Annotated in this window: 13 protein-coding genes; all 13 read left to right on the forward strand. The window is 64.4% G+C overall.

What is annotated here, in order from left to right; all coding sequences use genetic code 11:
- Positions 1–85: 85 nt before the first annotated feature.
- The 13 genes from M1D34_RS03890 (at position 86) to M1D34_RS03950 (ending at position 14,844) form a co-directional block, all read left to right on the forward strand.
- The gene (locus M1D34_RS03890) at positions 86–1,045 is read left to right on the forward strand and encodes a sugar-binding transcriptional regulator (RefSeq protein WP_003536397.1); all 960 of its coding nucleotides are present in this window, start codon (positions 86–88) and stop codon (positions 1,043–1,045) included.
- Between the two features lie 114 nt (positions 1,046–1,159).
- A complete protein-coding gene (locus M1D34_RS03895) occupies positions 1,160–2,605 on the forward strand; it encodes an ABC transporter substrate-binding protein (protein WP_003536396.1) in 1,446 nt (481 codons plus the stop codon).
- Positions 2,606–2,788: 183 nt separating this feature from the next.
- Complete coding sequence (locus tag M1D34_RS03900) at positions 2,789–3,712, forward strand: carbohydrate ABC transporter permease (protein WP_003536394.1); 924 nt, start codon at positions 2,789–2,791, stop codon at positions 3,710–3,712.
- A 10-nt stretch (positions 3,713–3,722) separates the two neighbouring features.
- Entirely contained in the window at positions 3,723–4,580 is an 858-nt protein-coding gene (locus tag M1D34_RS03905) for a carbohydrate ABC transporter permease (protein ID WP_003536392.1), read from the forward strand.
- Between the two features lie 4 nt (positions 4,581–4,584).
- Positions 4,585–5,703 carry an ABC transporter ATP-binding protein gene (locus tag M1D34_RS03910; protein ID WP_010969795.1) on the forward strand — a complete coding sequence of 373 codons (1,119 nt, stop codon included), beginning with the start codon at positions 4,585–4,587 and terminating at the stop codon, positions 5,701–5,703.
- Complete coding sequence (locus M1D34_RS03915; RefSeq protein WP_010969794.1) at positions 5,700–6,824, forward strand: ABC transporter ATP-binding protein; 1,125 nt, start codon at positions 5,700–5,702, stop codon at positions 6,822–6,824. Before M1D34_RS03910 ends, M1D34_RS03915 begins: the two co-directional genes overlap by 4 nt.
- Positions 6,824–8,401: an FGGY-family carbohydrate kinase gene (locus tag M1D34_RS03920; RefSeq protein ID WP_003536386.1), complete on the forward strand. Its 1,578-nt coding sequence runs from the start codon at positions 6,824–6,826 to the stop codon at positions 8,399–8,401. The genes M1D34_RS03915 and M1D34_RS03920 overlap by 1 nt, the downstream gene beginning before the upstream one ends.
- Positions 8,398–9,435, forward strand: a complete 1,038-nt coding sequence (locus M1D34_RS03925) for a 2-hydroxyacid dehydrogenase (RefSeq protein WP_028011425.1) — start codon at positions 8,398–8,400, stop codon at positions 9,433–9,435. The genes M1D34_RS03920 and M1D34_RS03925 overlap by 4 nt, the downstream gene beginning before the upstream one ends.
- A gap of 9 nt (positions 9,436–9,444) precedes the next feature.
- Entirely contained in the window at positions 9,445–10,113 is a 669-nt protein-coding gene (locus M1D34_RS03930; protein WP_153313224.1) for a class II aldolase/adducin family protein, read from the forward strand.
- A gap of 4 nt (positions 10,114–10,117) precedes the next feature.
- Complete coding sequence (locus M1D34_RS03935) at positions 10,118–11,653, forward strand: glycerol-3-phosphate dehydrogenase (RefSeq protein ID WP_127597963.1); 1,536 nt, start codon at positions 10,118–10,120, stop codon at positions 11,651–11,653.
- Positions 11,654–11,666: 13 nt separating this feature from the next.
- On the forward strand, positions 11,667–12,722 hold the full coding sequence (locus tag M1D34_RS03940) for a class II aldolase (RefSeq protein ID WP_010969789.1): 1,056 nt from the start codon (positions 11,667–11,669) through the stop codon (positions 12,720–12,722).
- Positions 12,719–14,002, forward strand: a complete 1,284-nt coding sequence (locus M1D34_RS03945) for an FGGY-family carbohydrate kinase (RefSeq protein ID WP_153313223.1) — start codon at positions 12,719–12,721, stop codon at positions 14,000–14,002. Before M1D34_RS03940 ends, M1D34_RS03945 begins: the two co-directional genes overlap by 4 nt.
- The gene (locus M1D34_RS03950) at positions 13,999–14,844 is read left to right on the forward strand and encodes a TIGR01459 family HAD-type hydrolase (protein WP_153313222.1); all 846 of its coding nucleotides are present in this window, start codon (positions 13,999–14,001) and stop codon (positions 14,842–14,844) included. Before M1D34_RS03945 ends, M1D34_RS03950 begins: the two co-directional genes overlap by 4 nt.
- Positions 14,845–14,849: the final 5 nt, after the last annotated feature.

The raw sequence follows: 14,849 nt of genomic DNA on the forward strand, positions 1-14,849 counted from the left end.
TTCAACCCATGAAAATTATTTCATATCGAGATAAAAATATCATGCGCTGCAAAAATTATCATGCAATGCAGCATGGGCGGAGGATATGGCGATCATCGGTGGAATGGCTGTCCGTGACGACGAGGCGAGCATGGCGACCCGCGCCGCCTGGCTGCATTACGCGGGCGGGCTGACCCAGGCCGAGGTCGCCAAGCGTCTGGGACTGACGTCGCTCAAAGCGCACCGGCTGATCATGAAGGCCAATCAGGAAGGCTTGGTGAAAGTCTATATCGACGGGGACGTTTCCGAATGCGTCGAGCTGGAGCAGAAGCTTTCCAGCCGTTACGGCCTGGACTATTGCGAGGTGGTCCCGGACTTCGACAGCGACGACCTGCCGCTGAAGGCGCTCGGCATCTCCGGGGCACAGTTTCTCAGGCGCGAGATCGAGCGCGGAGAGACGGCGCTGATCGGCGTCGGCCACGGACGCACGCTCGCAGCCAGCATCGAGTACATGCCGCGCACGGCGAGCAACAATACGCGCTTCGTTTCGCTGCTCGGCGGGCTCACGCGAAAATTCTCCGCCAATCCGCATGACGTGATCCACCGCCTGGCAGAGCGCACGGGCGCCGAAGCCTATGTGATGCCGGTGCCGTTCTTCGCCAACACGGTCGAGGATCGCGATGTCCTTTTCAGCCAGCGCGGCGTGCGTGAGGTCTTCGATCTCGCGAAGTCGGCCGACCTTCTGATGGTCGGAATCGGCACGGCCGAGCGCGAGGCGTCGCTTGTGGCGACCGGGATGATCGAGATGCGCGAAATAGCGGAGATCCAGAAAGCGGGCGGCGTCGGCGAGCTGCTCGGCCACTTCTTCGACGAGAAGGGCAGGCCGATCGAGACCGCGCTTTCGAACCGCACTTTCACGCTTGGCCGGCAGGACCTGAAGAACCGCCGCACCGTGGCGATTGCCGGGGGCAGGGTCAAGACGCGCCCTATACGCGCGGTCCTGGAGAGCGGATTCCTGAGCGGGCTCATCACGGACGAGCGCACTGCGCAGACGCTGGCCGCATGAGAAACATGGGACCGAGGAGCGACGAAAATCGGCGCTGCGGTCCGGGGAGGCAATACCGGTTGGGTAGCCGGCAGCTCAGTCGAGCAGTTTTACCCGTAGTGGAGGAGAGAACAGATGTACGACAAGGAGAAAGACCTCATTGGCGCATTCCTGCGCGGAGAGGTGGACCGTCGCGGCCTGTTGAAGGGCCTTGGCGCGGCAGGCCTGACGGCGGGCACCGCCGGCACCCTGTTCAACATGATGTCGACCCAGGCGCTTGCCGCCGACTTCGACTGGAAGGCACATTCCGGCAAGTCGCTGAAGCTGCTCCTGAACAAGCATCCTTATGCGGATGCGATGATCGCCAATCTTCAGGCGTTCAAGGACCTGACCGGCATCGAAGTCACCTATGACGTCTTCCCGGAGGATGTCTATTTCGACAAGGTGACGGCGGCGCTCTCTTCCGGCTCGTCGGAATACGACGCCTTCATGACCGGCGCCTATATGACCTGGACCTACGGTCCGGCCGGCTGGATCACGGACCTCAACGAGTGGATCAAGGATCCGGCGAAGACAAATCCGCAATATGGCTGGGACGACTTCCTGCCGGGCGTCAAGGCTTCCTGCGCATGGAACGGCCAGCCGGGCGGTGCGCTCGGTTCGGAAGATGCCAAGCAATGGTGCATTCCGTGGGGCTACGAGCAGAACAACCTCTCGTATAACCAGGAGATGTTCGAAAAGGTCGGCGCCAGCGTTCCGAAGAACCTCGATGAACTCGTCGCCACGGCGGCAAAGCTCAACAAGGACGTAGGCGGCGGCGTCTACGGCATCGGCGTGCGCGGCTCCCGTTCCTGGGCGACCATCCATCCGGGCTTCCTTTCCGGCTACGCCAATTTCGGCCAGAAGGATCTGAACGTCTCGGAGGACGGCAAGCTTTCGGCCGCGATGAACACGGCGGAATCCAAGGCCTTCCACGCAAAATGGGTGCAGATGATCCAGGAAAGCGGCCCGAAGGACTGGTCGACCTATACCTGGTATCAGGTCGGCACGGACCTCGGCGCCGGCGCCTCCGCCATGATCTACGACGCCGACATTCTCGGCTATTTCATGAACGGCGGCGACAACAAGATGGCAGGCAAGCTCGCTTACGCTCCGTTTGCCGCCAACCCGGAGGCAAAGGCTCCGACGCCGAACATCTGGATCTGGTCGCTGGCCATGTCCAACTTCGCGAAGGACAAGGATGCGACCTGGTATTTCCTGCAATGGGCATCGGGTCTCGAGCACGCGATCTTCGGCGCGACCAAGATGGACTTCGTCAACCCGGTCCGGGCATCGGTCTGGAAGGACGAGATCTTCCGCGAGCGGCTGAACAAGAGCTATCCGGGATATGTGGAAATGCACGACGTTTCGGCGCCGGGCGCGAAGATCCACTTCACCCCCCAGCCGCTTTTCTTCGACCTCACCACCGAATGGGCGGCGACCCTGCAGAAGATGGTGGCGAAGGAAGTGCCGGTCGACGAGGGTCTCGACAGGCTTGTCGAAAGCATCAACCGGCAGCTCGCGGAAGCCGGGCTCGGCTGATCGCGCTCCCGGCTTGGAACGGAAGCGGGCGGACATCATCGGACGTCGCCTTCCGCTCCAGGCCAGCCCGCCGCCGGCGGGCCGCCGTTTCGGCACGAAAAACAGATGGAAGAGGGGGTCTGGCTGCGCCGGCCGCGGCCGACCCCTTATGTCATAGACACAGGCATTTAGACGGAGCTGGCCATGGCTTCAGTAACGCACTCCAGCCCAAGGGGCAGCAGGTTCAGGATCAGCAAGAGGGCCTTGCCCTATGTGCTCTCCCTGCCGGCGCTTCTCGTGTGCATCGGTATCCTGATCCCGTTCTTCACGGCGGTGATCTATTCCTTCCAGCGCTACCGGCTCAGCCAGCCCTGGGCACGCCAGTTCAACTGGGGTGAGAACTATCTGAACTTCTTCACCGATCCGGGCTTCTGGAACACGCTGAAGATCTCGCTGCTCTATGCCGGCGTCACCGTAACCCTGGAGCTGCTGCTCGGTCTCGGCATTGCGCTGCTCCTGCAGCGCCGCTCCACGGTCAACAACTTCATCTCGATCATGCTGCTCCTGCCGCTGATGACGGCGCCGGCGCTTGCGGCGCTGATGTGGAAGCTGATGACCAATCCCGGCTTCGGAATCCTGAGCTATCTCGCAAGTCTCGTGGGCCTCGAGAATTTCCGCTGGGCCTCGTCTCCGGACACGGCGCTGCTGACCGTCGTGCTCGTGGACATCTGGGTCTATACGCCCTTCATCATGATCCTGCTGCTCGCGGGCCTGCGCTCGCTGCCGACGCAGCCATTCGAAGCGGCCGCGCTCGACGGCGTGCCGCGCAGCTTCGTCTTTTTCCGCATCACTCTGCCGATGCTCACGCCCTATATCCTGACGGCGACGCTCTTCCGGCTGCTCGACTCGATCCAGCAGTTCGACATCATCTACGCGATGACGCAGGGCGGACCCGGGGACACGCTGACGGTCTTCCAGGTCGAGGCTTACCTCAACTTCTTCCAGTCGACCAATGTGGGGCGTTCCGCGGCGCTGCTGATCATCCTGTGGGCGATCACCTACGCGCTGTCGAACATCTTCATCAAGAACTGGCTCCGGCTGCGCGAACGCGCCCGCGGCGAAGCGTAAGGAGGCCGAAATGGAAACCACCTCTCCGATCGAAAGGCTCCTGCGCGGCGTCGCGCTGACCCTGGTCGTCGTCTTCTTCATGTTCCCGATCGTCTGGATCTTCCTCATGTCGTTCCAGACGAACGAGACGATCCTGAGAATACCCCCATCGGTGGTCTTCACGCCGACGCTCGAGAATTATGCGGCGCTGATCACCGGCAAACTCCAGACCGCTTCCGGCACGCTCGATATCGCCTTCATGCGCAATCTCGGCAATTCTGTCCTGCTGTCGGTCGCTTCCGTAGCGCTGGCGCTGGTCCTCGGCGTGCCGGCGGCCTATGCCTTCGCGCGGCACAAGTTCAGGGGGTCGGAGGACATTGCCTTCACGCTGCTCTCCTTCCGCTTTGCGCCGCCGCTGCTCGTGCTGCTGCCCTTGACGCAGTATTTTCAGTGGCTCGGCCTCTCGAACACCTATTTCGGTCTCATCTGGATCTATCAGCTGATCTGCCTGCCGCTCATTCTCTGGATCGTGCGCGGCTATTTCGAGGATATCTCGGCCGATGTCGAATATGCCTATCGCATCGCCGGCCACTCCTGGTTCTCGACGTTCCGCAAGATCGCCCTGCCGCTGGCAGGTCCCGGGATCGCAGCGGCCGGTCTGCTCGCCTTCATCTTCGCCTGGAACAATTTCGTGTTCGCCCTGGTGCTGGCTTCCGCAGACAAGCAGCCGGTGACGGTCGGCGCGCTGGCCTTCGTCACGGCCTCGGGCATCCAGTACGGCCAGATCGCCGCCGCGATCGTGCTCTCGATCACGCCGACGCTCGCACTCGCACTCTACGCCCAGCGCTACCTCGTCGAAGGCCTGTCGCTCGGTGCGGTGAAGGGATAATCGAATGACTACGCTGCAACTGAAAAACATCGTCAAGCGCTACAAGAGCCAGACGGTCCTGGACGATCTTTCGCTCGACGTGGCCAATGGCGAGCGACTGGTGCTCTTCGGTCCGTCCGGTTCCGGCAAGACCGTTCTGCTTCGGCTGATCGCCGGCGTCATCGAACCGGATGGCGGCCGGGTCCTGATCGGCGGCGAGGACATGACGGACGTGGACGCGGAACATCGCGGCCTCGGCATGGCGTTCCAGAACTTTGCGCTGTTCCCGCATATGAGTGCTTTCGACAACATCGCCAGCGCGCTGACCTCGCGGAAGTCGTCCAGGGATACGATCGCCGCCGGCGTGCACAAAGTCGCAAAGCTCCTGAAGATCGATCATGTGCTGAGCCATCATCCGAAGGCGCTCTCCAACGGCCAGAAGCAGCGCACGGCGCTTGCACGCGCCCTCGTGGGCTCGCCGCCGCTGCTGCTCCTCGACGATCCGCTTCGCAACGTCGACGCCAAGCTGCGCTTCGAGATGAGGCTGGAACTGCCGCGCCTGCTTGCCGCTCAAGGGGCGACCGTCATCTACGTCACGCAGGACTACAAGGAGGCAATGGCGCTCGGCGACCGCATCGCGGTCATGGCGCATGGGCGTATCCGCCAGATCGGCACGCCGGCGGAAATCTACAACGCGCCTGCCGACATCGAGATCGCCCGGCTCTTCGGCGATCCGACCATCAACCTGCTCGATGTCGTGCCGCAGCGCGGTCCGGACGGCGCCTTCGTCGAACTCTCCGACATGCGGCTGCGCCTGCCGGGCTTCGGCGCGGAAATTATCGAAAAGCAGTGCGTCCTCGGCCTGCGCCCCGAGACGATCGCTTTTGCCGAAGCCAGCGCGCATGGCGCGATTCCGGTGACCGTCGAGGCGGAAACGCCGCTCAACGAGAAGACCGTGACGCTGGCGCTGACCGCCCGCGGCCGCGAGATACTGGTGTCCCGCCCTGCCGGCACCCCCGGCCCGGTCGCCGGACCGGCGCATATCGCAGTCGACGGTCGGGCGGCCTTTCTGTTCGACAAGGCGACGGGTCAGCGCATCCTTCCTTCCGAACTGGCATCCAAGCGCGATGGAGAAGCGGCATGAACGCTACCGCTCTTTTGATCGACAACGTCGACAAGTTCTATGGTCCGGTCGACTACGGCGTTCACGCCGTGAAGCAGCTGAAGATGGAGGTGAAGAAGGGTGAGATCATCGCGCTTCTGGGCTCCTCCGGCTGCGGCAAGACCTCGACCCTTCGAATGATCGCCGGCTTCGAACCGGTATCGCGCGGCACGATTTCGGTCGCCGGCCGACAGGTGCATATGCTTGCGCCGGTCCGCCGCAACGTCGCCATGGCCTTCGAGGGCTATTCGCTCTATCCGCCGCTGACGGTGCGGGAAAACATAGCTTTTGCGCTCAAGGCGTCGAAGCTTTCGCAGAGCGTCGTTGAAGAGAAGGTAGCGAGCATCGCCAAGCTGCTCGAGATCGAGGATATTCTCGGGCGTTATCCGAGTTCGATTTCCGGCGGCCAGCAGCAGAGGGCGTCCCTCGGGCGTGCGCTCATCCGCGATGCCGACCTGCATCTTCTCGACGAGCCGATGGGCCAGCTCGAGCCGCAATTGCGCGCCGTGCTGCGCGGCCGCATCAAGCACTACATCAAGGAGCGCGGGCTGACCGCCATCCTCGTCACCCACGACCAGACCGAGGCGAATGCGCTCGCCGACCGGATCGCCGTCATGGAAGGCGGGGTGCTGCAGCAGTTCGACACGCCCCAGAAGATCAAGGAACGGCCGGCGAATCTCTTCACCGGAACCTTCGTCGGCGAGCCGCCGATGAACGTCTTCGAGGCAAGCATCAGCGGCACGGATGCTCGCGTGACCTTCGGCCTCAAGGACGGCGTCCGGCTCGAGTATCAGGCCGCCGATTTCTCCCATGCCGTCCGCGATGCGCTGATGAAGCGCCAGAATGTGGTTCTCGGCATCCGGCCCTATTCCGTCCGGCGCAGTGCAGACGGAGTGACGGGCCGCGTTGCCGTCAATCAATGGCTCGGCGACCAGACCCATATCGCGGCCGATTTCGCCGGCGGCACCATGGTGCTGGTCGAACATGACCGTACCAGCCTGGAGATCGGTCAGCCGATCGGCATCCGGCTCGACCCTGCAAGCCTCCACGTCTTCGACAGCGAGAGCGGTATGGCGATCTCGCACGGCGAGGAGCTCGCCTGATGCGCGACATCCTCATCGGCATCGATGCCGGGACGTCCGTCATCAAGTCGGTCGCCTTCGATCTAGGCGGCCGGCAGCTGGCGATGACGGCGGTTCCGAACAGCTATGAGGCGGTGGGCCGCACCGGCAGCGTTCAGGAGTTGCGGCGTACCTGGACGGACACAGTCAAAACCCTGGTCGAGCTCTCGGCCAGGATCGAGAACCTCCCTGGCCGTGTTGCCGCCATCGCGGTAACCGGTCAGGGGGACGGCACCTGGATGATCGACAGAGAGGGCGAGCCGGTGGGCAAGGGCTGGCTCTGGCTCGATGCGCGCGCGAGCGCAATCGTCGAGCGCCTGCGTGCCGAAAGCGGCGATGCGGAGCGTTTCTCGCGCACCGGCTCGGGTCTTGCCGCCTGCCAGCAGGGCCCGCAGCTGCGCTGGATGAAGGATCATGCGCCGGAGATGCTGCAAGGCGCTGCGACCGCTTTCCATTGCAAGGACTGGCTCTATTTCAACCTCACGGACAAGCGCGCGACCGATCCCTCGGAAGCGAATTTCACCTTCGGCGATTTCCGCAAGCGCCAGTATTCCGATGAGGTGATCGACTTTCTCGGTCTCAACGAACTCAAGCACCTGCTGCCGGAAATCGTCGACGGGGCGAGCACGCATCACCCTCTCTCGGCCGCCGCCGCGGCTGCCACGGGCTTGCCGGCGGGGACGCCGGTGGTGCTCGGCTATGTCGACGTCGTCTGCACGGCGCTCGGCGCGGGCCTTTACGATCCCGGAACCGACACGGGCTGCTCGATCATAGGCTCCACGGGCATGCACATGCGTCTGGCGGCCGGCGCCGACGATGTCCGGCTCAACCAGGATCACACCGGCTACACCATGTGCATGCCGATACCCGGCACCTATGCGCAGATGCAGTCGAATATGGCGGCGACGCTCAATATCGACTGGATCCTGCAGTTTGCGGGAGGTCTCCTCAAGGGCATGGGGATCGAGAAATCGAAGAACGATCTGCTCGCCCATGTGGACGGCTGGCTTTCCGAAGCGAACGAGACTCCGCTTCTCTTCCAGCCCTATATTTCGGAGGCCGGTGAGCGCGGCCCCTTTGTCGATGCCTCGGCCCGCGCCTCCTTCGTCGGGCTTTCGATCAACCACGGCTTCGGGGACATGGTGCGCGCGGTCTTCGACGGCCTCGCCTTTGCCTCGCGGGACTGTTACGCCGCGATGGGGCCGCTACCGGCCTGCGTCCGTCTGTCGGGAGGAGCTGCGCGCAGCGCCTCGCTACGCCGCATTCTCGGCGGGGCTCTCGGCGCCAGCATCCAGACCAGCGAACGCGAGGAGGCGGGTGCCGCCGGTGCGGCGATGATCGCCGCCGTCTCTCTGGGCATCTATCCCTCCATGGCCGACTGCGTCCGCGAATGGGTGCGGCCGCACCATCGGCCGGCAGAACCCGCGGATGAAGAGCTCGCGCGCCGCTATGACGCGCTTTTCCCCGCTTACAAGCAGTCGCGCCTCGCGCTTCAACCCGTCTGGCATGCGCTCTCCCACGCAGCCGGAACGGGAAACCAACAGGAAAGACCGCAATGAAGAAGATAGCCATTATCGGCGACCGGTTCATGCTGCCGGATGTTTTTCGCGACAAGATCGTCGAGGCATGCGGCGACGAGCATGAGATAAGCATGCTCGAGCTGCCCTGGCCGGACGTGCCGATGGAGCACGGCTATGCCGTCGAGGGGATGGACGGCCTCAAGGAATATCTCGGCAAGCCCGGGGACATCGTCGACTTCGTCGGCGACGCCGAAATCCTCGTGACGCAGCTTGCGCCGCTGTCCCGAACCATGCTGGCCGACCTGCCGGGATTGAAGCTCGTCGCCGTCTCGCGCGGCGGTCCGGTCAATATCGACATGAAAGCCGCTCGCGAGGCGGGCGTCCTCGTCGTCAATACGCCCGGCCGCAATGCGAGCGCCGTCGCCGAATTCACGATCGGTGCCATCCTCGCGGAGACGCGCCTCATCCGCGTGGGGCACGAGGCGCTGAGGCGAAGCGAATGGCGGGGTGATCTCTACCGCGCCGACCGCACCGGCCGCGAGCTTTCCGAAATGACGGTCGGCGTCATCGGCTACGGCAATATCGGCACCAAGGTGGTCCGGCTGCTTCGTGCTTTCGGCACCAAGGTGCTCGTCCACGATCCCTATGTGCAGCTCAGCGCCGAAGACCGGAATGCCGGCGTCGAACACGTCGCGTTGGACGAACTGCTTGCCCGCGCCGACCTGGTTACGCTTCATCCGCGCGTCAGCGAAGAGACGAAGAACATGATGAATGCGGAGACCTTCGCGAAGATGAAGCCGGGGGCGATATTCGTGAACACGGCCCGCGGGCCGCTCTGCGACTATGACGCGCTTTACGAGAATCTCGTCAGCGGCCATCTCGCAAGCGCGATGCTGGAGACCTTTGCCGTCGAGCCCGTGCCGGAAGACTGGCCGCTCTTGAAACTTCCCAATGTGACGCTGACGCCGCATATAGCGGGCGCGTCGGTGCGCACCGTGACCTATGCGGCGGAAATGGCCGCAGAGGAAGTGCGCCGCTACATCGCCGGCCTGCCGCCGGTCAATCCGTGCTGAGGTAGGACGATGAACGAACTTCAACTGCGCCAGTCGATCATCGACCATTGCCGCCACATGAATGCGATCGGCCTCAACCAGGGCACTTCGGGCAATATCAGCCTGCGCCACGGCGGCACGATGCTGATCACCCCGTCTGCGATCCCCTATGCCGAGATGACGCCGGACATGATCGTCGCCATGCCGATCGAGGGCGAGTATGGCGCCTGGGCAGGGCCGAAGAAGCCCTCGGTCGAATGGCCCTTCCACCTCGACATTCTGCGGGCGCGGCCGGATGTCGGCGCCGTCGTTCATACCCACGCGACCTTCTCGACGATCCTCGCGATGGCGCGCAAGCCGATTCCCGCCTGTCACTACATGATCGCCGCCTTCGGCGGTTCCGACGTGCGCGTCGCCGATTACGCCCGCTACGGCACGAAGGCGCTGTCGAAAAACGTGCTGAAGGCGATGGAGGGGCGTTCCGCCTGCCTCATGGCCAATCATGGCATGATCGCGACCGGTTCGAGCCTGGAAAAGGCGATGTGGGCGGCGGTCGAGCTCGAGACGATCGCCAAGCAATATTACCACGCGCTCCTGATCGGCGGTCCGGTGGTCCTGCCGCAGCAGGAAATCGCCGGCGTCATCGAGGGATTTGCCACTTACGGCCATCAGGACAAACCCAAGGGCGAGGCCGCCTGACCGCATGACGACGACAGGAGACAAGCACGTGAGTTCCGAAACCGGCACATACGACCTTTTCGTCATCGGCGGCGGCATCAACGGGGCGGGCATTGCCCGCGACGCGGCAGGGCGGGGGCTCTCGGTCCTCCTCTGCGAGAAGGACGATCTGGCGCAGGGCACGAGTTCCCGCTCCGGCAAGCTCGTCCATGGCGGCTTACGCTACCTCGAATATTACGAGTTCCGCCTGGTGCGCGAAGCCCTGATCGAGCGCGAGGTTCTGCTGGAATCCGCACCTCACATCATCTGGCCGATGCGTTTCGTGCTGCCGCACAACCCCGCCGACCGGCCGGCCTGGCTCGTGCGGCTCGGCCTCTTCCTCTACGATCACCTGGGCGGCCGCAAGCGACTCCCCGGCACGCGGGTGCTCAACCTGCGCACGGCCCCGGAAGGCGCTGCGATCAAGCCGGCCTATCGCAAGGCCTTCGAATATTCCGACTGTTGGGTGGACGATGCCCGCCTCGTGGTGTTGAACGCGCTCGACGCGAAAAAGAAAGGCGCCCGGATACTGACCCGCACCGCCTGCACCAGTATTCGCCGGCGCGGCGACCTCTGGCACGTCGAGATGACCGATGCCGAGACCGGCGCGAAGACGGAGGCCAAGGCGCGCTGCGTGGTCAACACCGCCGGGCCTTGGGTCAACGACGTGATCGGCCGGGTTGCCGGACTGAATTCGAGCCGCAGCGTGCGCCTCGTCAAGGGCAGCCACATCGTCGTGCCGAAGTTCTGGGAGGGGCGGCAAGCCTATCTCGTCCAGAACCCAGACAAGCGCGTGATCTTCATCAATCCCTATCAGAACGATCTGGCGTTGATCGGCACCACGGATATTCCCTATGACGGGCGGCCTGAGGACGTCACGGCCGACGAAAACGAGGTCGCCTACCTTCTGAAATCGGTGAACCGCTATTTCAAGCAGCAACTGGCGCCGGGCGACATCCTTCACAGCTTCTCGGGTGTGCGTCCGCTGTACGACGACAATGCCGAAAATCCGTCGGCGGTGACGCGCGACTATATCTTCGAGCTCGACGCCGGGAAGGAAGCGCCGCTGCTCTCGGTGTTCGGCGGCAAGATCACGACCTTCCGCAAGCTCTCCGAGCACGCGCTCGAACGGTTGAGGCCTTTCTTTCCCACGATGGGCCCGGCCTGGACGGCGCGTGCGCATCTACCGGGCGGCGACATGGCGGATGCGGATTTCGACCAGTTCCTCGGCGAACTGCGCGCGCGCTACCGATGGCTGCCGGCGGACCTCGCCAAGCACTACGCCCGGCTTTACGGCACGCGGGCGCATGATCTGATCGGCGGCGCCACCTCGCTCGACGAGCTTGGAACGGCGTTCACCCCGCTCTTCCGGGAGCGGGAAGCCCGCTTCCTCATAGAGAATGAATGGGCGCGCACGGCGGAGGACCTGATCGAGCGGCGCACGAAGCACGGCCTGCACATGAGCGAAGCCGAGAAGCGGGCCTTCAGCGGCTGGTTCGAAGGCCAGCAGGCTGCGGCGTGAGAAGGAAGAATTGATGTTGCGAAGCTCCGAATTCGAAGCGCTTCTCGATCTGTCGGCGCGTGTCGGCGCCGATCCGGATCTCGTCCAGGGCGCGGGCGGCAATACCTCGATCAAGGAGGGTGGAACCCTCTGGATCAAGGCTTCCGGCCTGTGGCTTGCCCATGCCCGTCGGCGCGACGTGATGGTGCCGGTCGCGCTCGACCCGCTGCTCGACGCGCTGGAGCGGGACGACCCGGCGACGGAGAAGGCGCAGGATTTCGTCGTCAGGGATCTGAACCCCTCGGGCCTTAGGCCGTCGATCGAAACCACGGTCCACGCGCTGATGCCGCAGAAGGTGGTGGTGCACGTTCATTGCGTCGAGACGATCGCGACCGCCGTTCGCGCCGACGCGGCGGCGATTGCCGGGGAGAAGCTTCAGGGCATTCCCTACGCCTTCGTTCCCTATGCCAGGCCGGGGTTGCCGCTCGCCAAGGCAATTGCCGAGCGGATTCAGGCGGACACCTCGGTCCTGGTGCTCGGAAATCACGGGCTCGCCGTCGCCGCCGAGACGGTCGGGGACGCGGCGCGTCTTCTCGCAGAGGTATCCCAACGCTTTGCCGTGCCGGTGCGGCAGGCGCCTTCCGCCGACCTGGAGGCGCTGTCGCGCCTTGCGGTCAACAGCGCCTATCGGCTGCCCGACGACGGGCGGATCCACGATGCCGCGACCGACCTCGAAAGCTGCAGAATTGCCGCGGGAGGCAGCCTCTATCCGGACCACGTGATCTTTCTCGGCAAGGGATCGGTTGTCGCCGCTCCGGGAGAAAACGCGCTCTCTCTCGAAGAGGGCTTCCGTCGCGCCGGAGAGAGCCTGCCGCCGGTCCTTCTCTTTCCCGGCAAGGGCGCCTTGGTGCTCAAGGATATTTCGGCCGGCGCGCTCGCCATGGCGCGCTGCCTTTCGGACGTGACGGCGCGAATCCCGGACGGTGCAAGTCTGCGCTATCTCACCGATGCGGAAAACGCGGAACTTCTCGGCTGGGACGCGGAAAAATACCGCCAGCAGCTGAACCGTGCAGGGCAGGTGCTGCAATGAGCGGGCAGGGCAAGCTCGTTCTCGGAATCGACCTTGGCACGTCCGGTGCGCGTGCCGTGGCCATGACGGCTGCAGGCGAGATCGTCGCATCGGGCGCAGCCAGGCTTACCGCCTTTTCCGATGACCATCGCGATCCGCTCGGCTGGTGGAAGGCGGTTCAGGCCGCGCTTGCGCAGGCACTCGAAGCGATCGACGGCTCGCATATATGTGCGGTCGGCATCGACGGCACGTCGGGCACCATGCTCCCGGTCGCTGCGGACGGCGCGCCGCTCGCGACGCCGCTCATGTATAACGACCCGGTCGGCGACACCGCCATTCTGGAGCGCATCGCCGTCCATGCGCCCAAGGAGAGCGCCGCGCATGGCGCGACCTCGGGGCTCGCCAAGCTGCTGACCTTCCAATCGCTCCCGGAGGTCTTCCGTGTCATTCATCAGGCCGACTGGATTGCCGGCCATTTCACCGGGCTTTATGACGTCAGCGACGAAAACAACGCGCTGAAGACCGGCTACGATCCCGTTGCCCGCAACTGGCCGGAATGGCTTGCGCGGACCGGCGCGCGTATCGATCTTCTGCCCGATGTTTTGCCGGCGGGGGCGCCGGTCGCGACGATCTCGCCTGCCGCGGCGGAAGCCTTCGGCCTGCCGAGCGAAACCGTTATCGTCGCGGGTACGACGGATGGCTGCGCCTCTTTCCTTGCGACCGGGGCTGACCGGCCTGGTGACGCCGTCAGTGCGCTGGGCACGACGCTGACTGTGAAGATGCTCTCCGACAAGCCGCTCTTTGCCCCGGAATTCGGGCTCTACAGCCACCGGATCGGCGACATGTGGCTTGCCGGCGGCGCCTCCAACACAGGCGGCGCGGTTCTCGCCGCGCATTTCAGCAACGATCGGATCGCCGAGCTTTCGGATCAAATCGATCCGGCGAGCGACACGGGCCTCGACTTCTATCCGCTGCTGAAACCCGGCGAGCGGTTCCCGGTGGCCGATCCCGCCTTCATGCCGCGCATGGAACCGCGCCCCACGGAGGACGCCGAATTCCTGAAGGCGATCTTCGAGGGCATCGCGGGCGTCGAGCGTCTTGCTTATGAGCGGCTCGTATCCCTCGGCAGCCCGGCCCTGGGCTCGATCCGCACCGTCGGCGGCGGCGCGAAGAACGGGGTGTGGACCGAAATCCGAAAACGGAGGCTCGTCGTTCCCTTCCTGCCGGTGCTATCGGAGGAGGCTGCTGCCGGCGCCGCTCGCCTGGCGCTTTCCGGAGCGAAAGAGGCGGGCGTGCTATGAGCGTCGTCCGGGAAATTCCAGCCCTCTCTGCGGTCGCAGACGCATATGATGCCTTCCTCGTGGATCAATACGGAGTGCTGAGAGACGGGCGCGGACCCTATCCGGGTGCGGCGGAAACGCTTGTCCGCCTCAAGCAGGCCGGAAAGCGGGTCATCATCCTCTCCAATTCCGGCAAGCGCTCGGCCGAGAACGACCGGCGGCTGGAGGCGCTCGGTTTCGAGGGCGGAAGCTGGGACTGGTTCCTGACCTCGGGAGAGGTTGCCTGGCAGCTCTTGAAGCGGGAGGCCGAAGGCGAGGGTGGCCTAGCGCGCAAGTGCCTTCTGATCAGCCGCGACGGCGATCAGTCGCCGCTCAAGGGGCTGAATCTCGTCCGCACCGAGAGCGGTGAAGACGCCGACATCGTGCTGCTGGCGGGGAGCGAGGGCGATATCCATCCGCTTTCCTATTACGAAGATCTGCTGGGCCCGGCTGCCCGGCGAGGCATCCCGTGCCTCTGTACCAACCCGGACAAGGTTATGCTGACGAGGAGCGGCCCGGCCTTCGGCGCCGGTCGCATCGCCGAGCTTTACGAAGAGCTGGGCGGTCCTGTCCGCTGGATCGGCAAGCCGTTTGCCGACATCTACGACTTCGCGCTCGATTTTCTCGGGCGGCCGGACCCGCGGCGCGTCTGTGCCATAGGCGATAGCGTCGAGCATGACATCGCCGGGGCTGCGGCGGCCGGGCTCGGCTCGGTGCTCGTCGCCACCGGCATTCTCGAGCACCGGTCGGACGCGGAGCGCCGGCAGCTCTTCCGGGAGCACGGCGCGAGCCCCGATTTCATCCTCCCGAAATTCCTCTGGTAGCAAGG

The sequence above is a fragment of the Ensifer sp. D2-11 genome (assembly GCF_054161295.1).

Excerpts from the sequence above, each read along its gene's own strand:
- M1D34_RS03905 (WP_003536392.1), top strand. The coding sequence starts at position 3,723 with ATGGAAACCACCTCTCCGATCGAAAGGCTCCTGCGCGGCGTCGCGCTG.
- M1D34_RS03935 (WP_127597963.1), top strand. The coding sequence starts at position 10,118 with ATGACGACGACAGGAGACAAGCACGTGAGTTCCGAAACCGGCACATAC.
- M1D34_RS03925 (WP_028011425.1), top strand. The coding sequence starts at position 8,398 with ATGAAGAAGATAGCCATTATCGGCGACCGGTTCATGCTGCCGGATGTT.
- M1D34_RS03940 (WP_010969789.1), top strand. The coding sequence starts at position 11,667 with ATGTTGCGAAGCTCCGAATTCGAAGCGCTTCTCGATCTGTCGGCGCGT.
- M1D34_RS03950 (WP_153313222.1), top strand. The coding sequence starts at position 13,999 with ATGAGCGTCGTCCGGGAAATTCCAGCCCTCTCTGCGGTCGCAGACGCA.
- M1D34_RS03945 (WP_153313223.1), top strand. The coding sequence starts at position 12,719 with ATGAGCGGGCAGGGCAAGCTCGTTCTCGGAATCGACCTTGGCACGTCC.
- M1D34_RS03895 (WP_003536396.1), top strand. The coding sequence starts at position 1,160 with ATGTACGACAAGGAGAAAGACCTCATTGGCGCATTCCTGCGCGGAGAG.
- M1D34_RS03900 (WP_003536394.1), top strand. The coding sequence starts at position 2,789 with ATGGCTTCAGTAACGCACTCCAGCCCAAGGGGCAGCAGGTTCAGGATC.
- M1D34_RS03915 (WP_010969794.1), top strand. The coding sequence starts at position 5,700 with ATGAACGCTACCGCTCTTTTGATCGACAACGTCGACAAGTTCTATGGT.
- M1D34_RS03920 (WP_003536386.1), top strand. The coding sequence starts at position 6,824 with ATGCGCGACATCCTCATCGGCATCGATGCCGGGACGTCCGTCATCAAG.
- M1D34_RS03930 (WP_153313224.1), top strand. The coding sequence starts at position 9,445 with ATGAACGAACTTCAACTGCGCCAGTCGATCATCGACCATTGCCGCCAC.
- M1D34_RS03890 (WP_003536397.1), top strand. The coding sequence starts at position 86 with ATGGCGATCATCGGTGGAATGGCTGTCCGTGACGACGAGGCGAGCATG.
- M1D34_RS03910 (WP_010969795.1), top strand. The coding sequence starts at position 4,585 with ATGACTACGCTGCAACTGAAAAACATCGTCAAGCGCTACAAGAGCCAG.